General features: G+C 60.5%; 15 protein-coding genes and 1 tRNA gene. 6 read left to right on the forward strand and 10 right to left on the reverse strand.

The window, feature by feature from the left end:
• Window positions 1-50 precede the first annotated feature (50 nt).
• Entirely contained in the window at window positions 51-1,604 is a 1,554-nt protein-coding gene (locus I6L47_RS06325) for a LysM peptidoglycan-binding domain-containing protein (RefSeq protein ID WP_005361719.1), read from the forward strand.
• A 160-nt stretch (window positions 1,605-1,764) separates the two neighbouring features.
• On the opposite strand, the gene astE is transcribed toward I6L47_RS06325, so the two are convergent.
• Both astE and I6L47_RS06335 read right to left on the reverse strand, forming a co-directional pair.
• Window positions 1,765-2,790 carry a succinylglutamate desuccinylase gene (gene astE / locus I6L47_RS06330; RefSeq protein WP_216948921.1) on the reverse strand — a complete coding sequence of 342 codons (1,026 nt, stop codon included), beginning with the start codon at window positions 2,788-2,790 and terminating at the stop codon, window positions 1,765-1,767.
• 292 nt (window positions 2,791-3,082) lie between these two features.
• On the reverse strand, window positions 3,083-3,292 hold the full coding sequence (locus I6L47_RS06335; RefSeq protein WP_005337823.1) for a DUF1127 domain-containing protein: 210 nt from the start codon (window positions 3,290-3,292) through the stop codon (window positions 3,083-3,085).
• Between the two features lie 523 nt (window positions 3,293-3,815).
• Between I6L47_RS06335 and I6L47_RS06340 the strand changes: the two genes are divergently transcribed.
• Window positions 3,816-4,709 carry a DNA replication terminus site-binding protein gene (locus I6L47_RS06340; RefSeq protein WP_042057948.1) on the forward strand — a complete coding sequence of 298 codons (894 nt, stop codon included), beginning with the start codon at window positions 3,816-3,818 and terminating at the stop codon, window positions 4,707-4,709.
• A gap of 155 nt (window positions 4,710-4,864) precedes the next feature.
• Here I6L47_RS06340 and I6L47_RS06345 read toward each other — a convergent pair whose 3' ends face one another.
• From I6L47_RS06345 to I6L47_RS06355, 3 genes are all read right to left on the reverse strand, one after another.
• Window positions 4,865-8,740, reverse strand: coding sequence for a DEAD/DEAH box helicase (locus tag I6L47_RS06345; RefSeq protein WP_216948922.1), 3,876 nt, complete (start codon window positions 8,738-8,740; stop codon window positions 4,865-4,867).
• Window positions 8,741-9,173: 433 nt separating this feature from the next.
• Window positions 9,174-10,259 (reverse strand): ATP-binding protein, encoded by a 1,086-nt coding sequence (locus I6L47_RS06350; protein ID WP_216948923.1) that lies wholly within the window; start codon window positions 10,257-10,259, stop codon window positions 9,174-9,176.
• Entirely contained in the window at window positions 10,256-10,984 is a 729-nt protein-coding gene (locus I6L47_RS06355) for a response regulator (protein WP_216948924.1), read from the reverse strand. Before I6L47_RS06355 ends, I6L47_RS06350 begins: the two co-directional genes overlap by 4 nt.
• Before the next feature lie 157 nt (window positions 10,985-11,141).
• Between I6L47_RS06355 and I6L47_RS06360 the strand changes: the two genes are divergently transcribed.
• Complete coding sequence (locus I6L47_RS06360; protein WP_216948925.1) at window positions 11,142-12,299, forward strand: efflux RND transporter periplasmic adaptor subunit; 1,158 nt, start codon at window positions 11,142-11,144, stop codon at window positions 12,297-12,299.
• A 15-nt stretch (window positions 12,300-12,314) separates the two neighbouring features.
• A complete protein-coding gene (locus I6L47_RS06365) occupies window positions 12,315-15,449 on the forward strand; it encodes a multidrug efflux RND transporter permease subunit (RefSeq protein ID WP_216948926.1) in 3,135 nt (1,044 codons plus the stop codon).
• A gap of 86 nt (window positions 15,450-15,535) precedes the next feature.
• Here I6L47_RS06365 and I6L47_RS06370 read toward each other — a convergent pair.
• Window positions 15,536-15,625 (reverse strand) — tRNA-Ser (locus tag I6L47_RS06370).
• Between the two features lie 439 nt (window positions 15,626-16,064).
• Between I6L47_RS06370 and I6L47_RS06375 the strand changes: the two genes are divergently transcribed.
• The gene (locus tag I6L47_RS06375; protein WP_216949325.1) at window positions 16,065-16,973 is read left to right on the forward strand and encodes a L,D-transpeptidase family protein; all 909 of its coding nucleotides are present in this window, start codon (window positions 16,065-16,067) and stop codon (window positions 16,971-16,973) included.
• A gap of 39 nt (window positions 16,974-17,012) precedes the next feature.
• On the forward strand, window positions 17,013-17,999 hold the full coding sequence (locus I6L47_RS06380) for a DUF481 domain-containing protein (protein ID WP_058055848.1): 987 nt from the start codon (window positions 17,013-17,015) through the stop codon (window positions 17,997-17,999).
• A 116-nt stretch (window positions 18,000-18,115) separates the two neighbouring features.
• On the opposite strand, the gene I6L47_RS06385 is transcribed toward I6L47_RS06380, so the two are convergent.
• From I6L47_RS06385 to I6L47_RS06400, 4 genes are all read right to left on the reverse strand, one after another.
• A complete protein-coding gene (locus I6L47_RS06385) occupies window positions 18,116-19,531 on the reverse strand; it encodes a DASS family sodium-coupled anion symporter (protein WP_076495096.1) in 1,416 nt (471 codons plus the stop codon).
• Between the two features lie 244 nt (window positions 19,532-19,775).
• Window positions 19,776-20,501 carry a MaoC family dehydratase gene (locus I6L47_RS06390; protein ID WP_019445964.1) on the reverse strand — a complete coding sequence of 242 codons (726 nt, stop codon included), beginning with the start codon at window positions 20,499-20,501 and terminating at the stop codon, window positions 19,776-19,778.
• Between the two features lie 245 nt (window positions 20,502-20,746).
• Window positions 20,747-21,718 carry a 23S rRNA (adenine(1618)-N(6))-methyltransferase RlmF gene (rlmF, locus tag I6L47_RS06395; protein WP_216948927.1) on the reverse strand — a complete coding sequence of 324 codons (972 nt, stop codon included), beginning with the start codon at window positions 21,716-21,718 and terminating at the stop codon, window positions 20,747-20,749.
• A 148-nt stretch (window positions 21,719-21,866) separates the two neighbouring features.
• On the reverse strand, window positions 21,867-22,355 hold the full coding sequence (locus I6L47_RS06400) for a C40 family peptidase (RefSeq protein WP_005334331.1): 489 nt from the start codon (window positions 22,353-22,355) through the stop codon (window positions 21,867-21,869).
• Between the last annotated feature and the right edge of the window lie 236 nt (window positions 22,356-22,591).

A 22,591-nucleotide genomic window follows, 5' to 3' on the forward strand; every position in this document is an offset into this window, starting at 1 on the left:
CATTGCCCCTTATGATGCGAGCTGTTTTTCCTAAAAATGACCGGAACGAGATGAAGGTACGAACGGCCTTATTGGCAGCGCTGTTGCTCAGCGGCTGCCAAAACCTGAGCCATCAGGATGACCGGGCGCTAACGGCAATCGAGCCGATCAAGTCCCCCCAGGTCAAGAAAAAAGCGCATAAAAAACACTCTTCCCATTTCCTGTTTGGCGATGAACAGCTGGACGAAATGGAAGATACGGACAATCTGTGGGTGCGTATCAGCGATGATATGCAACTGGAAACTCCGGACAATCCGCGCATCCGCCAGCAACGTGAGTGGCTGTTGCGCAATGATAAGCATCTGGCGACCATTGCCAGCCGGGCTGAACCCTACCTCTATCTGATGGTAGAGGAGATTGAACGGCGTGAGCTGCCAATGGAGCTTATTACTGTCCCGATGATCGAGAGCATGTTTGATCCTCATGCCCGATCCCGCAGCAATGCCGTCGGACTCTGGCAGTTTGTGCCAGCGACAGGCAGAAACTTCGGTCTGCGCCACGACAACTGGTATGACGGACGGCGCGATGTGCTGGCCTCCACCAATGCGGCGCTCGACTATCTGGAGTACCTGAACCGCTTCTTTGACGGTGACTGGCTGCAAACGCTGGCCGCCTATAATGCCGGTGAAGGTCGGGTGCGCAACGCCATCCAGCGTAACCAGCGCGCAGGCAAACCGACCGACTACTGGTCGCTCGATCTGCCCCGCGAAACCCGGATGTATGTGCCCAAGATCCTCGCCATGGCTGACATGATCAGCAATGCGGACAAGTACAATATCCAGTTGCCGGTGCTCGCCAACGAGCCGAAGCTGCGAGTGGTGGAGACCGGCAGCCAGATCGATCTGAATGTGGCCGCCCAACTGGCCGGTCTGCGCACGTCACAGCTCAAGGAGGTCAATCCGGCCCTGAGCCGTGGCGTGATGTCGCCCCGTGGCCCTTACCGCCTGCTGGTACCGGTAGAGTATGCCGATACTCTGGAGCTGGCACTGGCCGATCTGCCCAAGAGCGAGCGTATTCGTACCCGCTCCTATCAGGTCACCAGTGGCGATACCCTATCGCGTATCGCCCAGAATCATGGCGTCAGCGTGAACGAGCTGAAGCTGGCCAACAATCTGCGCAGCAACAACCTGCGTCGCGGTCAGCAACTGGTGATCCCGACCCACGGTCAGGTCAGCAGCAAGGCCAGCTCCGCCAGCAAACCGCAACAGCTGGCAAGCCGTGGCAGCAGCCAGAAGGCCAAAGTCAGTTACAAGGTGCGCTCGGGTGACAACCTGTGGAGCATCAGCCAGGCGCACGGCGTCTCCCACGAAGAGCTCGCCAAGTGGAACGGTCTGAATGCCAAGTCGGCGCTCAAGCCAGGCATGAAGCTGGTGGTCTATCCCAAGCAAGGGAAGAAGAGCGACAAATCGATGGTGTATCAGGTTCGCCGTGGCGACTCCATCTCCTCCATCGCGGCTCGCTTCCAGGTGGCCATCAACGATGTGATGCGCTGGAACCAGCTGGATAAAGGGGATTACCTCAAGCCCGGTCAGGAGCTGACCCTGTTTGTGAAGAACAACAGCTAAGCCTCACCGCTTGAACCCGATAAAAAACGGGGCCTGTCATCTGACTGGCCCCGTTTTTTATTACTGCGGCTAACCGCTACTGTGTCTGAGCCGCCGACTAAAACAATGGCTTGGCGCCGCCTGCGGATGCACCACCGCTCGGCAGGCAAAACTATCACCGCTATTCCCAGAGCCTTGTCGGCACCACCATCAGCACGGTGCGCTGACCGATCGCCACGTTGGCATTGGGAAAGACCACCGCCTCACGCGGCTTCTCGACCGTGTAGCGCAGCTCACCATCCTCGGCCAGCACGAACCCTTGGGGGAATTCGGTGAAGTTGTCGACATCGCTGGCGAACAGGAAGCGAAAGTCCGCCGATTTTTTGGTGATCACCCGATCGATGGCAAACAGGGTGAAATCATCCGCCCGCCACGGCTCCAGCGCCACCTCATCCTGAGTGACCAGCTCTTGCAGCGCTTGGCGGGTTTCGATAAAGCGGGTCATATCGTTCTCGCCAAACGGGCGCACCTTGCCCAACTCCACCGTAAAGGCGTGGGCACCATGCTGGCGGGAGCTGTAGTAGCTGAAGGTCGTGGTCGGGCTGGCGGAGAGCAGAATAGTACGCACCCCGCAGGCGCCGAGGAACTGCACCTGCTCGCGGCAGTGGGGCCGCTCGTGGGGGAAGGGGTAGACGGCAAACTTCTCGTGGCGCGAACCGCGAATGGCGGTGTGCAGGTCGTAGTGGTAACGGGGACGAGCCGGATTGGCAAAGAAGCGGCTCACATACTGCTCGAGGCGCATGGCGCGGATCCGCTCCCGATTGCAGAGCCCCTCTCCCTTGCTGTGGGCTCCGGAGAAGAGCCGGTTCATGTTCTCCTCCACCTCCCGCAATCCCAGATTCATCGCCGCCGGATTGCCAAACAGGAACAGCACCCGATGGCAGGCACTCAGCTCGCCTGAGAGCAGACGGCTCAGCAGCTGGTTGCAGATCTCGATGGGAGCGGTCTCGTTGCCGTGGATACCGCAGGAGAGGACGATATCCTTGCGCCCTCCCGGCTGGTCGTCCGCGCCACTGGCAGGCTCCAGACAGAGCACGCCCGTATCCCAGACGCTGACCCGCGCACCATCGGGCAGGGCAAATTCAAAGGGCTCAAGCTGCCACTCATGGCTACGGGTCAAGGTCAAAAAATCGTGCTGGGGAATCATCCGTCTCACCCTCTTGCGCTGGAATACTATGGACGGATTATACGCAAGGCATCGCGGCTTAAAATCGTTTTTTAAACAAATTCAAACATTAACGATACAAGTGTGATAACAATCGAACGACGACAGCAATGGCAGTAGCAATGTGGAATAAAGAGGAGAGGAAAAAGGACCAACAAATAACAGGGGGAAAACGGGGGATATAAAACAGACAATGACAGACTTGGCGGCCGGGCGCCACGGGGCAGAACAGCAAACGACTCAGCAGAAAAACAAGGCATCCATGCCCGGCAGATCAACCACGCCAGAACGGCTTGGTGGTCTCTTGATAACGGTCAGCTTCGTTCAGGCCGATATCTTTGAGCAGGTACTCGGGCAGCTCGGAGAGCTGGCGACGGCTGCGGCTGCGCTCCAGCCAGGTCAGAACAGTCATTTTAACGCGAGCAACCAGATTCAATTGGCTGGAATGCTGGTAACCGGTTTCGGTATAAGTCATGTTTGCCATGATGTGGCTCCTCTGAATATTTGTTTACGCACTGGGCTTTATTTGATGCGCAAAGCTTAGTCAGGGAGCAGGGCCGACTCAATTGACGAATTTTGATACGTTACATTAGGAAAACTAATAGTAAAAAACTGACTGATACAATTTTAATACTTTGATTTATAAAGAATAATTAAGTCACTATTCGACCATCAACGGCCCGCAGCATATTGTGCTGCATGGCACCACCTTACATATGCAATTTACCGCATTGCCTATGCACTCGCCAACGGACGTGCCATGGGTTGCAACCCCGTCATTACATTCGATTGTTAATTTGTCGATCTCTTTACGATCTTAAATCAACATCACGAAACATAAAAAAAACTTACTTTTCCTCCCGCGCAGCTCCCTCGATGAAGACCCGAAAAGGCCCCTCTTGGCGCGCAACCGGCATACTGGTATGGTTATTTATACAGTAGTTTATTCCCCTGCCCTGACGCCATCGTTTATGCCGTCAGCGGCGGATGAAACCACAGGATCATCGATGGATACCTTTACCCCGACCGCCGCCCTGCGTCAACAGATGGCCGCCATTGAAGCCTCTCTCAACCAGCTGGCCGATCTGCTTGGCCAACTCGATCTGCAGGAGGCTCATGTCTATCCTCTCCCCCCGGTTGCACAGGGAGAAGAACACGACCCGATCGAGCAAATTGAGGTGGGCTATCTCAACGGTGAAGCCGCGCTGGCGGCCACCCTCGCCGCCTATCGGGACCACAGCGCCCGCCCCGGCTGCTCCACCAAGGCGACTCATCGGCTGCCCGGCTGGTTGCGCTTTCCTGCCGCCGCAGCCCCCTTGCTGCAACCGCTGATCGACCAAATAAACCAGCACAAGCTCGATTTCAAGGCGCTGGTGCAGCAGGCGGGGGGACGGGACGAGAAGTTCGAGCTGGTACATACCGCTCTGCCCGGGGTGATCACCTTGCAGGTCTACCGCAAACTGACCCTGTTGGCGGGGGAGCTGCAATCCCTCGGCTTTACCTGGGCTGACAAGCAGACCATCAATCGCCTCAGTCGCGAGCAGGTGCTTGAGATGCTGGAGCGCAGCCGCCGCTATATACCGGCCCTCTCCAACAACGAGGAGTGGAGCAAGATGGTGGATCAGGAGGTGTACGACATTCGCCGTCTGCCCGCCGATGCCGAGCTGCGGATCCGCCGCCCGGTCAAGACTCACCCGATGATCAACCTGCTCTGGCTGGAGCGCACCCCGCGCAAGCAGCAGATCAAGGCGAGCCTGCCCCTGCTGCTCTGCTCCGATACCCCGCCTGCAGTCACCCATCTGGGCAACTATCCTCCCAAGAGCCGGCAGGCGCGGCGAGATCGCAAGATTGGCGGTGAGCCCATCATCGAGCGGCTGCACCTCTATCTCTATCAGGGGTGACTGGATCTGGGATAGCTGGATCTGGGATAACCGGGCCGCCTTACCGCGATAAACGACGAATCCCGCATCTGCGTCCCAAACGAGAAAAGGGAGAACATCTCTGGATGTTCTCCCTTTTCTGTATCGATAGGCGGTATGAAAGGTGGCGTCGCCAATCAGCCCATCAGCAGGGCCCGCAGGCTCTCCACATCCAGCCCGCGCACCTCGGACTGGCCGCTCAGCAGGCCATCGGCCAGCGCCCGCTTCTCGTCGTGCAGGGCGACAATCTTCTCCTCCACCGTCTGCTCGCACACCAGCCGGTACACGGTCACCGGCTGGGTCTGGCCCATCCGGTGGGCCCGATCGCTCGCCTGATCTTCCACTGCCGGGTTCCACCAGGGATCGAGGTGCAGCACGGTATCGGCCTGGGTGAGGTTGAGACCGGTGCCCCCCGCCTTGAGGCTGATGAGGAACAGCGGCACTTCCTCATGACGAAAACGCAGGATGGAGTCCTGACGGGACTTGGCAGAGCACCCCCCATCCAGATAGCAGTAATCCCAGGACTTCTGCTCGATGCGGGCCCGCAACAAACTCAGCAGATCGACGAACTGGCTGAACACCAGCACCCGATGACCACCGTCGATCGCCTCTTCCAGCAGGGCCATCGCCTCATCCAGCTTGCTGCTGGTTTGTGACCACTCGGGCATCACCAGCTCCGGTGAGCAGCAGAGACGGCGCAGCCGGGTCAGGCCACTCAGCACATGCATCAGGGCGCGGCCATCGGCGCTTTGCACCTGCTGCACCACTTCCCGCCGGGTCGCCTCGTAGAGCTGACGCTCCTCGGGGGAGAGGCTGATGTGGTGGATGATCTCGGTCTTGTCCGGCAGCTCGGTCAGCACCTGCTGCTTGAGACGACGCAGGATGAAGGGGCTGATCACCGCCCGCAGCAGCGCCATGTGCTGGGGATCCTTGACCGCCTTGCCAAAACGGCGCTTGAACTCGCCAAGGCTGCCGAGCAGCCCCGGGTTGATAAAGGTGAAGAGGCTCCACAGCTCCCCCAGATGGTTCTCGATGGGGGTGCCGGAGAGGGCGAGGCGAAAATCGCCGTCGAGCTGGAACAGCAGCTTGGCGCGCTGGGTACCGGCGTTTTTGATCTGCTGCGCCTCATCGAGCACCATACTGGACCAGCGGCGGGACTTGAGCGCCTCCGCCAGGCTGCCGAGCATGCCGTAGTTGATGAGGATCACCTGACCGGCCTTGGCCTCGCGAATCATCCCCTCCCGCTCGGCCGGGTTCTCGAACACCACCACATCCAGTTCGGGGGCAAAACGAGTCACCTCCTCCTGCCAGTTGGTGACCACTGACTTGGGTACTACCACCAGCGCAGGGCCAAGGTGCTGGCGCATCCGCAGCACGATAAGCGCCTGCAGCGTCTTGCCCAGACCCATGTCATCGGCCAGACAGGCACCAAAACCGTGATGGGCCAGGGTCGCCATCCAGCGCACCCCCTCTTTCTGATAGTCCCGCAGGGAGGTAAGCAGCTCGTCCGGGCACTCGACCTCCTGCTGCCACTCCTGCTGCAGGGATTGCCACGCCGCATCCCCTTCGGTGGTAATGACCGAGAGCAGACGAGTGAGCGGATAGGCCAGCTTGTTGTTGATGCGCTGCTCTTCATCGAGCATGGCCCCCAGCATGGTGAGCCGCTCCACTAGCTTGTCGCTCAGCATCAGGCTGGTCTTCTCGTCGAGCTGAACGGTGCGCTGCCCCGGGGTCATCTGGCGCAGAATAAGGCGCAGGTCGAGGATCTGGTGCTCATCGAGGGCCAGTGCCCCTTCGACCTGGAACCAGTCCTGCCGCCGCTCGATGCGCAGGCTCAGAGCCGCTTCATCAAGGCTCTTGAGGCGGGCGCTGTCCTGATGCCAGTGAATGACCACACCGGCATCCACCAGCTCGGGCAGGGCATTGACCAGCGCCAGCGCCTGCTCCCCCTGCAGTAGCCACTCGCTGCCGGGCAGGCCGATGGGCAATTGATTGCGCAGCAACTGGGCCTGCAGCTTCTCGGCCCCGAGATCCCGCTGCCAGTAGTGGTACGCCTTGATCCCCTGCCGCACGATCGCCTCCCCCTTGCCAAGGGGCTGGGGCGGCAGATCCTCAAAGCGGGTCACCAGCTTGACCGACAGCTGACCATCCTGCCAATCCAGTTGCACCGAAGGAATGCCCGGCCAGGGAGCCAGTTCGGCGTTGCCGCTAAGCCCCGCAACCTGACTGTGCCAAGGCAACTCGGGAATGGCGTCCAGCGTGCGTTGCAGCTCGGCCAGCCCTTCGGCGGGCAGTAGCGGGATGGATTCGAGCGCTGGCAAGCGGTCGAGCAGCGGCTGCGGGGTGAGGATCAGCTGCCACAGATCTTGCGCCAGCGGCATGATATGGGCCCCGCGGGCGGCCGCATCGGGGCAGAGCTGCGCGCTCATCCCCTGTTCGGTGGCCACCACCTGCAGCAGGGGAGCGCTGATAGCCAGTTGCAGCTTCTGCCCCTTGGCGTTGAACAAGCGGGGGTGATCGGCCAGCGGCGCCCAGACATCCCGCGGCAGTCGTCCCATCACCCGTGGCAGGGTGCGAACCAGTGCCCAGTCATGCTCGTCGAGCATGGCGGCATACTGGGTAGAGAGCAGGGCCGGATCGACCCGGCGACCGGCGGTCCACTCCCCCTTGGTGCTCAGCTTCTGGATCTTGCACTCCAGCTCGGGGCCCTCGGCATGGAGCAGCCACACCAACCGCTCCTGCGGCTTGCGCACGCCACTGGAGCGTCCCAGCCCCTGCAACCAGTTGAGCCAGCTGGCAGAGGCCGCGGTTTTATCCTCGTCCCCGTCATCATCCTGCTCATCACTGCCCTCTTGCGCACTCTCCTCACTGCCGCGCAATTGGCACAAGGGCGCCCCTTTGGCCACCTCGCCCAACAAGATGCGCAGCAGATCCTGACAAAAGGCCATCAGGCGATGATGGGGTTCGGCATCGAGCAGATGGGAGAGATCCCACTTGTGCAACATGGCCACCTGCGCGCTCTGGGCACCGTGACGGGCCAGCGCGCAGAGATCGAGCCAGAGATAGCCCCAGTGGAGCTCCTCCACCGGCAGTTGCAGGGTATCAAACAGGCCAACCGCCTGACCGTGGCGATCACCCGCCCACTGGCTGAGCAGGTCGGCAAGCAGGGGGAACTGGCCAGTCAGACTGCGCTGCCACTTCTTGCGCTGTTCGCTGGCGATGACGGGATCGGCCTGCTGCAACCAGCCAAGCCAGAGCAGGGCGCTGAATGAACGGGGCCACTGGCCCGCCTCACCCTCATCGGTTGCCTGCCACTGGCCCAGCGCGGTGAGCAGTCGCTCGCCAAGCGGGCCGCTCTGGCTCTGCTGGGCCAGCGCCTGCAGGGCTGGCCAGCCGGGGGCGGCATCCTTGTCCTCGCCGGTTGGCGATGTGCTCTCGCCATCCCCGCAGAGCCAGCGCCACTCCGCCTCGAACGCTTTGGCCCGGGCCTGCACCTCGGGGGTGCAGCGCACCAGCGCATTGGCCAGCGGCCAGCGCTCTTCATAGGGGGCATCGAGCAAGAGTTGCAGCGAGAAGTGCTCCAGCAACATTTGCTGCCAGGCGGGGCTGGAGCCCGCCAGCAACTGGTGAGCGTCCGGGGTATCGAGCAGGGTCAGTAGATCGCTGGCCGAGAAATAGGTGGGGATCTCCCCCGCCTTGCCGCGGCAGAGCTCGCGCACCACCGCATGGGTAAGATCCTGCCCGGTCAATGAGGGCACCCGGCTCCAGTCCGGCGCCGGGCAGAGACCGGAACGCACCCCCAGGATCAGCGCCAGCGTCCCTTCGGCGGTCAGGCTCCACTGCTGCTCCCCGCGCAATCTGACCAGTCCTGCATCCTGCAATCGGGTCAGTTTATCGATCAGGGCATGGCCTATCGCCAGTTGTTCTTGCAGCAAACGGGTACTGGCAACGCGCTGCAATTGCAGGGTGGCGAGCAGGGCATAACTATCCGAAGAGAGGGTGGACGCAGACATCAAGACTCACGGGCAAGTGCAAAAGCGGAATTTTAACGGTAAAGCGCCAGCGGCTCGACCCTTTACCGTGAAATAACTCAAAAAAAAACGGCCATCCGTGATGACCGTCGAAAGTAACGAAGGAAATAGCCGGATTTACCAGTTATCTCCCACAGCGGGAAAATCGGGAGCGCTAGCCCCTAATTCGTGGAGCCAATGCTAGAGGTTGGCGCCCGAAAAAGCTTTGAAGCGGATCACAGTTGAAAAGGATTTCTGAAAACGGTTTCAATTTTTAGCGGCAAAAAACCGTGATTTCGCGCCAAATGAGCCATGTTCCAACCCCTCCTGCTCACCCGGCACAAGCGGTAGAAAACCCTATAACGGTCGCTTGTCGAACGCCCTTGTGCGGGCAGCTGTCAGCTGTATAGCTTCATCAGAACCTGCCACCCCTAGGCTAGATTTCAGGGCCACCGGACATGGCCGAGATGGGCCAGGAGAGCACGAATCTGCTCCCTCCCCGCCCGGTAGCTTGGCACACCGCGCTGCCGCCGTGGGCCTCGGCAATCGCCTTGACCACGGCGAGTCCGAGTCCGCTGCCGCCGCTCTTGCGCGAGCGTGACGGATCTCCGCGACGAAACGCATCGAAGATACAGGCGGCGACCTCCTCGCTAATGCCAGGTCCCTCATCTTCCACACTCAGGACACACACTCTCTCCGAGCGATGCAGCCGCACGGTCAGCAGGCCAGGCAGCGCGTGCTTCTGGGCATTTTCCAACAGCGCCATCAGAGCCTGACGGATACGAAACAGATCGCAGCAGACATGAAGTTCGCTATCCAGCTCCCGCTGCAACACAAATCCGCTCGCCGCCAGAGGGCTGGCAAACGCCTCAAGCACCACGGCAAGCTCGTCGGCCAGCCTGACCTCGGTCCGCTGCAACTCCAGATGGCCACTGTCGTTGAGGCTCAATACCCGCAAATCCTCGATCAGGTGATTGAGCCCCTCCACCTGACGCAGCAACCCCTCGAAGAGTTCGCTACTGGGAGGAAATACCCCTTCGGCCAGCCCCTGCAAGCGGCCGCGCAAAATGGTCACCGGAGTGCGCAATTCGTGGGCGATGGCGGCATTCCAGAACTCCCGCTCGCGGGTCATGCTCTGCAGTCGCTCGGCCATGGCGTTGAAGTCGCGCACCAGTTGCGCCGTCTCCCCGATCGCCTGCTCATCCTCCGGCACGCGGGCATCGAGTTTGCCCTCGGCCACCTCGCGCAGGCTGGTTGCCACCGAGTTAAGCGGGGTCAGGATGCGGCGAGAGAGGCGAACCGCCACGTACAGCGCCATCCCCAATGCAATGAGAATGGTGGAGCCGATCCATAACATCTCGACTCTGGAGGGCACCCAGGTCTCGGAGATGCTGCCCGGCACAAACGCCACGGCGATGCCATAAAACACATAGGTGCCGATCACCGCGAGGGAGATGATACCAAGCGTCATCAGACCCAGAGAGCGGATGATCTGCCTGCGAAGGCCGGGCGCCGATTTCATGCATCGCCCCCGAAGCGATAGCCAACGCCCCAGACACTGGCGGGGACCCCCTGAATGCCGTGTGTCTCCAGTTTTTTGCGCAACTTGCTGATGTGGCTATCCACCGTACGCTCCTGGGTATCCCCCTCCGGCAAGCAGTGAGTCAGCAATTCGGCGCGACTGAACACCCGTTTCGGCGCCCGCATCAAAGAGGCGAGCAACTTGAACTCGGTCAGGGTCAGCTCCAGCACCTGCTGCTGGTCATCGCGGAAAATGCTGGCCTCGTGGCTCTCCAGATCGATCTGAAACTGGCCGACCCGCAGCACATTCGCCGTGGCAGGCTTTACGGCCCGGGTGCGCCTGAGCACAGCCTGCACTCGCGCCACCACTTCGGCCGGATTAAAGGGTTTGACCACATAGTCATCCGCCCCCATGCGCAGCCCCATCAGCTTGTCGAGATCCTGATCGAGGGCGGTCAACATGATCACCGGCGTATCGCCGCGCGCCCGGATCTCGCTGAGCACCTGCCAGCCATCCAGCTGCGGCATCTGCACATCCAGCAGCAGGAGATCGGGTTTGAATGCCTGCTGCATGGCCAGCGCTTCACGGCCATCGGCGGCGTGCAGGGAGCGCAAGCCATGACGTTGCAGGTAAGCGGCGAGGATGTCGGCGATCTCGGCTTCATCCTCTGCAATCAGTACCAGTGACTGGCCCGCCGGGCTGGCGGAAGCATTGAGATGGGACATAGTCGGACTCGAAAAAAGGTGGCGTTGAACTTTATCATCGCCTCCATGGATTCTCCACAAAGCCTCGAATCATTCGCAATAGCCCCTCGCCATAATGGCCGCTCGATGCACTCTTCGGTCACATCACACCGGAGAGACGGTTTAACGAGGTGAGTGGATGATGTTTGTCAAACAGCGGTATGCGGGCGCCCTGCTCGCCGTCATTGCCGCATTCGGGTTGGCGGGGTGCGATGCCGCGCCGCAAGAGCAGGAGGCACCCGCCCCTCCTCAGGTATCGGTGCTGACTCTGACTGGTCGGGAGCTGGTCATCAGCGAGGATCTGCCCGCCCGGGTGGCGGCACTGCGCAGCGCCGACATTCGCGCCCAGATCAGCGGCATCGTGCAGCGCCGCCTGTTCGAGCAGGGCGCCGAGATCAGCGCAGGCACAGTGCTGTTCCAGATAAACCCGGCCCCCTTCAAGGCCGATGTCGACAGCGCTGCCGCCGCATTGCAACGGGCCGAGGCCGTGCTGGCCCGCGCCCGCATCCAGATTGACCGCCTGAAGCCGCTGCTGCGCACCGACGCCATCAGCCGCCAGACCTATGACGATGCGGTCTCCCAGCGGGATCAGGCGGCTGCAGATGTAGCCCAGGCAAGGGCGACCCTGGCCCGGCACCAGCTGAACCTGCAATTTGCCAGCGTAGAGGCCCCCATCGCCGGACGCATAGATCAGGCGCTGGTGAGTGAAGGGGCCCTGGTGTCGCCAACCGATGCCACCCCCATGGCCCGGATCCAGCAGATTGATCAGGTCTACGTCGATGTGCGCCAACCGGCCTCGGTGCTGGAATCCCTGCGCCAACAGGCTGGCTCAACGGCACCGGAACTGGCGGTGGAGATCCTCGGCAGCAATGGCACACCGCTGGGCATGAAGGGGCACATCCTCTTCTCCGGTATCGAGGTCGATGCCGGAACCGGCGACGTGCTGCTGCGGGTGCTGGTGGACAATCCCGAGAGGCGCCTGTTGCCCGGCCTCTATGTGCAGGCGCGCATCCCCCGTGCCCGCTATGCCAACGCCCTGACCGTGCCCCAGCAGGCGGTAGTTCGCACATCGGGTCAGACCAGCGTGTGGGTGGTGGATGGCCAGGGGCAGGCACAGCTGGTTCCGGTCAACACCGCTGAACTGGTGAGTAGCCAGTACCGTATCGCGTCCGGGCTCAGTGCCGGGCAACAGGTGGTGATCGAAGGGATCGACCGTCTGACCCCGGGGGTTCAGGTCATTGCCTCCCCCTGGCAACCACCCGCTGTCAGCCAACCGGCTGACGGTGGCATTCGCTGAATCGGAGAGTTATCCATGCCGCAGTTTTTTATCCATCGCCCGGTGTTTGCCTGGGTGATCGCCCTGTTCATCGTGCTGGCAGGGGTCATCGCCATCCCCAAGCTCCCCATCTCCCGCTATCCCTCGGTGGCGCCGGTGTCGGTGACCCTCTATGCCACCTATCCGGGCGCCACACCGCAGACCCTGAATGATGCGGTGGTGAGCCTTATCGAGCGCGAGCTGTCGGGAGTGAAGAACCTGCTCTACTTCGAGTCCTCTGTGGACGCCTCGGGCAGCGCGCAGATCACTGCCACCTTCAAGCCGGGCACCGATCCGGAGCTGGCCCAGATGGACGTGCAAAACCGCATCAAGGCGGTCGAGCCTCGCTTGCCACAAGCGGTGCGGCAAACCGGCCTGCAGGTGGAGTCCGCCTCATCCGGCTTTCTGATGATGGTCGGCATGACCTCACCGGATGGCCGCTTCGATGAGGTTGCCCTCAACGACTACATGGCACGCAATATTGTGCAGGAGTTGCGCCGCATCGACGGGGTAGGACGAGTGCAGCTGTTTGGCGCCGAACAGGCCATGCGCATCTGGGTAGATCCGGCCAAACTCGCCGCCTACGGGCTGACCATCAGCGAGGTGGCGCAGGCCATCGAGCAGCAGAACATCCAGATTGCCCCGGGACGTCTCGGTGATGAACCCGCCCTGCCGGGGCAACGCCTGACGGTTCCCCTCACGGTTCAGGGGCAGCTGACAACCCCCGAGGCATTCGCCGCCATCGTGCTGCGAGCAGGTGGTGATGGCGCCAAGCTGGTGCTGGGTGATGTCGCCCGGGTCGAGCTGGGGGCGCAATCCTACGCCTTTTCCAACCGGGAGAACGGCGTGGCTGCCACCAGCGCCGCCATCCAGCTCTCCCCAGGCGCCAACGCCGTGCGTACCGCCGATGCGGTGCGCACCCGTCTCGCCCAGCTCGCCCCCACCCTGCCGGCGGGCATGGCCTATTCGATCCCGTTTGACTCGGCCCCCTTCGTCAAGGTCTCCATCGAAAAGGTGATCCACACCCTGCTGGAAGCCATGGTGCTGGTGTTTCTGGTGATGTTTCTCTTCCTGCAGAACCTGCGCTACACCCTGATCCCGGCCATCGTCGCCCCCATCGCTCTGCTTGGCACCTTCGCGGTGATGCTGTTGGCCGGTTTTTCGATCAACTCCCTCACCATGTTCGGCATGGTGCTGGCCATCGGCATCATAGTCGACGACGCCATCGTGGTGGTGGAGAACGTCGAGCGCCTGATGGCCACCCGGGGGCTGTCGCCCCGGGAGGCGACCTCGCAGGCCATGAAGGAGATCACCGGGGCGGTGATCGGCATCACCCTGGTACTCACGGCGGTGTTCCTCCCCATGGCGTTTGGCAGCGGCTCAGTGGGGGTCATCTACCAGCAGTTCACCCTGTCGATGGCGGTGTCGATCCTCATTTCGGCCTTCCTCGCCCTGACCCTGACGCCTGCGCTCTGCGCCACCTTGCTGCGTCCGGTCAGTCCGGATCATCATGAGAAACGCGGCTTCTTCGGTGCCTTCAACCGGGGGTTCGAGCGGTTCACGGTAGGCTACTGTGCGCAGGTAACCCGGTTGGTCGGGCGCAGCGGACGGATGATGGCAACCTTTGCCGCCCTCTGCGCCGTGCTAGCCATCGCCGCCGCCCAGCTGCCCTCCTCTTTCCTGCCAGACGAGGATCAGGGCTACTTCATGACCTCCATCCAGCTGCCGACCGGCGCCACCAGCGAGCGTACTCTTGAGGTGGTCAAGGCCTTCGAGGCTCACGTCGCCTCTCGCGAGGCGCTGGACACCAACCTGGTGGTGCAGGGCTTCAGCTTCTCCGGCGCAGGTCCCAATGCCGCCATGGCCTTCACCATGCTCAAAGATTGGGATCAGCGTCATGGTGCCACGGCAGCCGAAGAGGCAGATCTGGCACAAGCGGCTATGGCAAATATTCCTGAAGGCACGGTAATGAGCCTGCTGCCGCCCGCCATCGACGAGCTGGGCACCGCCTCCGGCTTCACCCTGTTCCTGCAAGACAGAGCCAACCGGGGAGATGCCGCTCTGCTGGCAGCTCAGGCCCAACTGCTGGAACTGGCCGCCAAAAGCCAGGTTGTCAGTGATGTGTATCCCGACAATCTGCCTCCCGGCGAGAGCATTCACCTCGAGATCAACCGACAGAAGGCCGAAGCCATGGGACTCTCGTTCGCCAGAGTGAGCAGTACCCTGTCGGCCGCAATGGGGTCGCTCTACGTCAACGACTTCCCCAACGGCGGGCACATGCAGCAGGTCATTCTGCAGGCCGACGCGTCGGCGCGCATGCAGCTCGATGACGTGCTCGGCCTGCGGGTGCGCAATGCCAGCGGCGGCATGGTCCCCTTGCGGGAGGTGGTGACACCGGAATGGCGCGAATCGCCGCAACAGATGATGCGCTTCGATGGCTTCCCCGCCGTGCGTATTGCCGGGGGGGTAGCGCCCGGCATCTCCAGCGGAGCGGCGATGGCGGAGATGGAGCGTCTGGTGGCGCAATTGCCACCAGGCTTCGCATTGGCCTGGACGGGACAGTCGTTGCAAGAGCGCCAGTCGGCCGAGCAGGCACCCCTGCTGATGCTATTGTCGGCGCTGGTGGTCTTCCTGGTGCTGGCGGCACTCTACGAGAGCTGGTCGATCCCGCTCTCGGTGATGCTGGTGGTGCCGCTGGGCCTGCTCGGCGCTGTCGCGGCCGTGATGCTGCGCGGCATGCCCAACGACGTCTTCTTCAAGGTGGGCATGATCACCATCATCGGTCTGTCGGCCAAGAACGCCATCCTCATCGTAGAGTTTGCGCGCCAGTTGCACAGCGAAGGGCGCTCACTGCTTGATGCGGCTGTCACTGCTGCCCGCCTGCGCCTGCGCCCCATTCTGATGACGTCGCTGGCCTTCACCCTCGGGGTGGTGCCCTTGATGCTCGCCAGTGGCGCCAGCGCGGAGACCCAGCACGCCATCGGCACCGGCGTGTTTGGCGGCATGATCAGCGGCACCCTGCTGGCCATCTTCTTCGTACCGGTCTTTTTTGTCTTCATCATCGGGGCGCAGCAGCACCTGCACTCCTGGCAGACACGGCGAGCATCCAACAGCATTCATCCGGACCGATGACCACAGATACACAGGCGGCCGGATAGTCCCTCAACACATCACCAAAAGAAAAAGCCCAACCTGCTAAACAGGTTGGGCTTGGTATGTGGCGGAGAGACAGGGATTCGAACCCTGGGTGGCATTGCTGCCACAATTGATTTCGAGTCAATCCCGTTCGGCCACTCCGGCATCTCTCCGTGGGGAGAGATTTTTACCCAAGCTGGGCCGAGGATGCAATAAAAATTTCTTAGATATCAAATGGCTGAATCAGCTATCTGGGAGCAGGCTCACAATGCGGCGCGTGCTGTTCGCGTTGCCAGGCCACCCTGCATCCACCCGACATTAACCCGCTCGCACACCCGGCCATTATCCATATCGTAATATTCCCCCATTGCCATCAGGCGTCTCTTTTTCCTACTTAGCGCTCAAATTTATGGGTGATGCCGATTTTGGCCGGTTTCCTATGTATCCCTACATCATTGTGGGTGCGCGGCAAGCTGGTAATCATGGGCTGATTGAGGAACAATCGCGCCATCCTAGCGGCTATGTTGATGATGTCCCGCCCCGATTGAACTGATGGATCTTCTTATGCGATTGCCGAAACTCAAGCCCCTACCCTTAACGCCCGCCCTTTCCATGCTGCTGGCAGCCATCCTGCTCTGCGCCGCGCCGGCAGAGGCCAAACGCTACCCGTTGCCAGCTGCCGGGAGTCGCCTTATCGGTGAGCTGGAGGATTACATCATCCAGCAGAATGAACATCTGGAACTGGTTGGAAAAAATACGCAAATTGGATTTTTGGCGCTGCTTGAAGCAAATCCGGGTGTAGACCCCTATTTACCCAAGCCGGGAACCCGCTTGACGCTGCCCACCCAAATGCTGCTGCCTGATGTGCCGCGCGAGGGGATCGTCATCAATCTGCCCGAACTGCGTCTCTACTACTTCCCCAAAGGGAAGAGCGAGGTCATCGTGCTGCCCATCGGAATTGGCGATATCGGCCGCGAGACTCCGGAGATGACCACCACCGTCATCGAGAAGAATCCCAACCCGACCTGGGTGCCCGGCCCCATGGTGCGCAAATCCTGGCTGGAGCAAAAAGGGATCACCCTGCCCGCCGTGGTGCCCCCCGGCCCGGAGAATCCCCTTGGCAAGTTCGCCATGCGCCTTGGCTATGGCAAGCGCGACTACCTGATCCACGGCACCAACAAGGATTTTGGCGTTGGCCTGCGGGTAAGTGCAGGCTGCATCCGGCTGCGACCTGACGATATCGAGGCCCTGTTCAAGATTGTGCCGATCGGCACACCGGTGCGGGTCATCAATCAACCGGTCAAGGTAGCCATCGAACCGGATGGTCGGCGCTGGCTGGAGGTACACTCCCCGCTCTCTCGCACCGAAGAGGAGCTTGAAAATGGCGCCCCGCTGATGTTATCACCGGCCATAGAGAGCTTTATCAGCGCACCTGACGTGATGCAGGATGAGGTGACGGCGGCGCTGGAGAGCAAAAACGGCCTGCCCCGCCCCATCAGCAGCCAACTTGTCAGTGGCTAAGTCACCAGCGCCCGAGTCGCACCGGAGTCACCTTACCTCATGAAATACCTGCCTCTCATACTCATGGTGATCTGCCATCCCCTGTGGGCAAAAGACATCCTCTGGATGAACAATGGCGATCGTCTGACCGGTACCATCGAAGAGATAGGCGATGAGTCGGTACGCATCTCTTTGCCCTATACCGGTGCCGTTACCGTCAAGCGGGATGCCATCAAGCGCTGGCGACTAGAGCATCAGGATAAACCCAAGGCGACCGCCAAAGGTGGATTCACCCTGTTCAAGGATGAGCAGGATGAACGCAAGGCCTGGCTCTGGACCGGTAGTGGCGATCTCAACATCAAGCTCAAACACAAGGACAAGCACACCAACAACGTCAACTTCAAGGGCAAGACCGAGTTGGCCAATCTGGACTGGCGCTACAGCTTCTCCGGAGAGTACTCCTACGAAACGTCTGACAGCGTCACCGATAACCACGACTACAAACTGAACCCGACCATTGACTACTTTTTCGATCAGCAGTGGTTTGTGCGCAGCTCGCTCAATGCCGAATATGACATGCTGGAAAGCAACTACCTCAGCCTCGACTATGGTACCGGGCCGGGTTACCGCTTCTGGAACGAGAAGCGCCGTCGGCTGGAGTTCGTGGCGCAAGGGGGTCTGCGCAAGGCCTACTTCAGAGAAGAGAGCGGGATTGGGTTGCTCTTCAAAGGCAACCGGATCATCGACTACCCCTTTGCCAGCATGAACTGGGATTATCGCCAACCCATCCCGATATGGCGGGAAAAACTGGAGCTGTTCAGTCAGGGGCGCTATCTGCTCTATCTGGATCAACCCTCACCCTATATCACTCTGAATCGAGATGTGACCGGCAGCGTGGGCTTGCGCTACTACTTCAACGACCACCTGCGCCTCTCCTGGTCGAGCGAGATGGAGTGGGAAGATGGCGAAGTCCATTTCGTCGGTCTCGAGCAAAAGTACAAAGAGACCGAATTCAGGCACCTGCTCAATCTGGGCGCCAGTTTCTGAGTCAACTGCAAACAGAAAGAGGAGCCAAGTTGGCTCCTCTTTCTGTTTTGGTCATCACCTGCCATGGCACTTCTCCGATGATGGAGCAGGCAACAGATGAGAAACCGGCCGTACGCTCAGATCAGTCCCCAAGCGGCAATCTGGTAGATCCATACCATCGCCAACAGGGTACCGACCAATCCCATGATGACGCCGATACGCACCATCTGGTGGCTCTCAACCAGACCGGTGGCGTGGGCCAGCGCATTGGGGGGAGTACTGATGGGCAACGACATCCCGAGCGAAACCGAGATGGTAACCGCCAGGATCAGGGTGTGACTGCCACCCCACTCGGCCAGCTCCGGCATGCTGACCGCCAGTGCTGCCACCAGTGGCAGCAGCAGGTTGGCGGTCGCGGTGTTGGACATGAAGTTGGCCATCACCACCGCCAGCAGGCAGGCGCCGACCAGCACCGCCAGCGTAGAGTACTCGTGGAACGGAATATGGGTGATGAGCCGCTCGGCCAGACCTGAGTCCTCCAGCGCCAACCCCAACGCGATACCGCCCGAGACCAGCCAGAGCACGTCGAGGGAGATCTTGTGCAGATCGTCCTTGGTGATGATGCCGGTGGTCAGGAACACCGCCACCGGGATCATGGCGACCACGTAGGAGCTCATGCCGTGCAGATCCCCCAGTAGCCAGAGCACTATGGTGGTGATAAAAGTGAGGTAGACCACCCAGGCGCGAGGGGTCTGCATAAAGCGCCCCTCAATCTTGAGATCCATCCGCTTGAGGGTGCTCGGGAAGAAGCGCCCCAGCAGAAACCAACCTAGCAGCAACAGCAATACCACAAAGGGCACCGCAAATCCCATCCACTGACCGAACGAGATGGCATGCTCGCCGGTCAGGTATTTGAGGGCCACCGCGTTGGGCGGAGTGCCGATGGGAGTGCCGATCCCGCCGAGGTTGGCCGCCAGCGGAATGGCCAGCACAAAGCCGATTTTGGCCGGGTCCTTGTCGGGGAACGCCGCCAGCACTGGGGTAAGGATGGCCAGCATCATGGCGGTGGTGGCGGTATTGCTCATGAACATGGAGAAGGTGGCGGTGATCAACATCAGCCCCAGCATGACGATCCGGGGATCCTGACCAAACGGGCGCAGCAACACCCGCGCCAGATTGACGTCCAGATGGTATTTGGTCGCCGCAATAGCGAGGAAAAAACCACCAAGAAACAGCATGATGACCGGCGAGGCAAAGGTCGCCATCACTTCAGTCGACTTGAGCAACTCACCAAACCCCGGTTCGGCCTTGTCGGCAGTCATGAACCAGAGCCCCTTGTCGGAGAGCAGCAGCAGCTCCAGCACGATGATCAGCACCGAGGTGGCGAAGATAGGGATGGGCTCCAGGATCCAGCAGAGGGCGGCCAGCACGAAAATAGCCACGACCCGCTGCTCGATGACGGTGATCCCCTCCAGCGGGATCCAGTGGGTCGGGATCAGCAGGATGGCGAGGCTCAGCAGCAGTGGCAGAATAATCTTATTATTGATGGGCACTATTGTCTCCAGGATCGGGAGTAAGAAGCCAATAGTGGCATAACATGCTATCGCCTCACGCGGCCAACTCGCCAAAATGAGAGCTGGCTAACTGCACGGCGCACCGTTTTGTGAGTCATATCAAGCTGGGGTCGGCGCGCTATGGCTGACGCCTCAACCCTTGCAACAAACAGGCAAAAAACGGGCCCGCTGTTCGTTGCACACGACAGCGGGCCCGTTTCACCATTCATGCCGATGAGGGGGCTCAGAAGTAGATGCGGGTCACCGACTCGATGACGCAACCCGGGCGGCGGATCCCTTCGATCTCCACCTTGATCTCTTTGAGCAGCTCCAGCCCACCCTTGATGGGGGTGACCCGGGCCAGCTTGGTGCGGGCGCGGATGTTGCTGTCCACCTTGATGGGGTACGGGAAACGTACCTGATCCAGCCCGAAGTTCACCACCATGCGGGCGGTCGGGAACTCGGGGGTGGCCTCATCGACCGAGCCGGTCAACTGCGGCAGCAGCGCCAGGGTCAGGAATCCGTGGGCGATGGTGGTCTTGAAAGGCGACTCGGCGGCCGCACGCTCCGGATCGGTGTGGATCCACTGGTGATCCCCGGTCACTGCAGCAAACTGATCGATCATCTGCTGGCTGACGTGCAGCCACTCGCCGACGTGGGTCTCTTCACCGATGCGGGCCTGCAGGGCGGCATAGAGCTCGGCCGCCTCGGCCCCCAGCTCAACTGCGGGTTCCTGAGCCACGGCAGGCTGACCGTTGGCTACTTGTGCCACGGTTGCTGCATCCTGTTGCTGCTCGCTCTGGGACTCGGCTTGCAAGTCCAGCACACGCCCCAGCAAAGGATGAAGATGTGCCTTTTGCTGAAACTCACGCCAGTAGTCGCGGATCGCCGGAGAGAGCCAATCCTTGAGCTCAAAGGGGTGCTGCGCCAGAATTTCGCGCTTGCGCTTCAGAAAATCGACAACTTTCATCTACCGATCCCTATTTGATTCTATGCCTGTAAAGAGGTCTAACCAGTCCTATTTTATTAAAGTTTCAGCTGTAAGTGCAAAAAAATCTCGGCGTACACCTGTACCAAGGCGGAAGTAACTACTTAGACCATGTAAACCAGCACGATCTGCCAATGAGGAAATCGATTGCCAAAGATGCCGCCAGCAGGGGAAATTCATCGGGGTCGTTATGAAAAAAGGCCCTCGTCGGGCCTTGTGGTTGGGACTCAGCGCGCGCTCGACCAGCCGCGACGCAATCCCTCTTCATCCAGGAAGGACCAGGCGAGGATCCGGCTCACCTTGTTGCCCTGCGCCATGTCGATCACCCGTACTTGACGCGCACCCACCCGGCTCAACGCCTTTTTCGCCCCCGGCAGGTTCTCTTTTTTCGACACCAGCGAGCTGAACCAGAGGCACTGAGTGGCAAACTCCTTGCTCTGGGCAATCATGTTGGCCAGAAACGCCGCCTCGCCCCCTTCGCACCAGAGCTCGGCCTTTTGGCCGCCGAAGTTGAGCACAGGGGCGCCTGTCACCTCCTTGCCCAGATTGCGCAGCTTGCGCTCCGTTCCCTTGCTCGCCTCTTCCAGCGATGCATGGAACGGCGGATTGCACAGCGTCAGGGTGAAGCGCTCCTTCGGCCCGATGATGCCGCGAAACACATGGTTGGGGTTGCCCTGCAAACGGCAATCAATCTGGTTGCCGAGTCCGTTGCTCCTGGCCAGCAGGGTGGCCGCCTTGACCGAGACCGGATCGATATCCGATCCCACAAAACGCCAGCCATATTCGCGGGCACCCAGCAGCGGATAGATGCAGTTTGCCCCCACCCCGATATCCAGCACCCTCACCCCCTTGCCGGTAGGGAGCTCGCCTGCGCTCTCGGCCAGCAGGTCGGCCGCCCAGTGCAGGTAGTCCACCCGTCCCGGGATGGGTGGGCAGAGGTAACCGGCAGGCAAGTCCCAGTGGGCAATCCCGTAGTGATGGGCCAGCAGGGCGCGATTGAGAGTCTTCACTGCATAGGGATCGGCAAAATCGATGGTGCGGGTGCCGTAGTCATTGATAAAGACATGAGCGGCCAACTCGGGAGTTCGCAGGCAAAGCGCCTCAAAGTCGTAACCCGCCTGATGGCGATTACGGGAGTGAAGTCCGGATTTACGGTCGCCCGACTTGGGGCCACCGGCTGATGGGATGCGGGGTTTCATGCTGAGCCTGCCGAAGAAAACGGGCCCACACTATAGTGATTTGACTCGGGAAAGTCTAAACGACGGCAATAAAAAACCGGGCTATCGAGCCCGGTTCAAGTGAGGTTGGAAAAACAGTCCGTACTGCGAGCCGTTTGTCCAGCCTGACTCAGATATCGATCCGGCGAGCTTGCCAGAACTTGTTGCGCCAATATTGGCTATCCAGCTTGGAGCGTGTCACACCGGCGCGAGTCGAGGCGTGGATGAATTCACCATTGCCGACATAGATACCAACGTGGTTGAGACGACGATTGATTTTGAAGAAGACCAGGTCACCCTCGACCAGATCCTGCTTGGAAACGCGCGTCCCTTCATGGACTTGGGAGCGGGTATCGCGGGGTAATTCGATACCGACGGCATTGCGGAACACTTCACGGGCAAAGGCGGAACAGTCGATACCGCGCTGGCTGCTGCCACCCATACGGTACGGAACACCACGCCACTCTTTATATACAGTCAGGATTTCATTCACATCGGGTGTCTGGGAAGCTTCTGGTTCGATGACAGGTTCAACCATGGAAACTTCGATCTTGCTCGCGACCTCGGGTTGGGGGGCCGAGGCACAACCCACCATTCCGAGCGCGACCAGCAGTAGCATCAGGTGGCGCAATCCTTTATCCCCGCTAAATAGTAAATCTTGTTAAAATACGGCCCCAAAGGGCAATTTATAAGGCAACAGCACCCGACTATATCCAAGAATTCTATCGAGGCAAGTGAAAATCCCTATCAAGCTCACATTTTTGCAAGGAAATGCACGATTTTTCATAATTAATGTGATCATGCCCAAACAATATACAATCGCAAAAAGAGCCTTGGGCCTCATAGATAACTGGC

The organism is Aeromonas sp. FDAARGOS 1417, assembly GCF_019046985.1.
Classification (GTDB): Bacteria; Pseudomonadota; Gammaproteobacteria; order Enterobacterales; family Aeromonadaceae; genus Aeromonas; species Aeromonas veronii.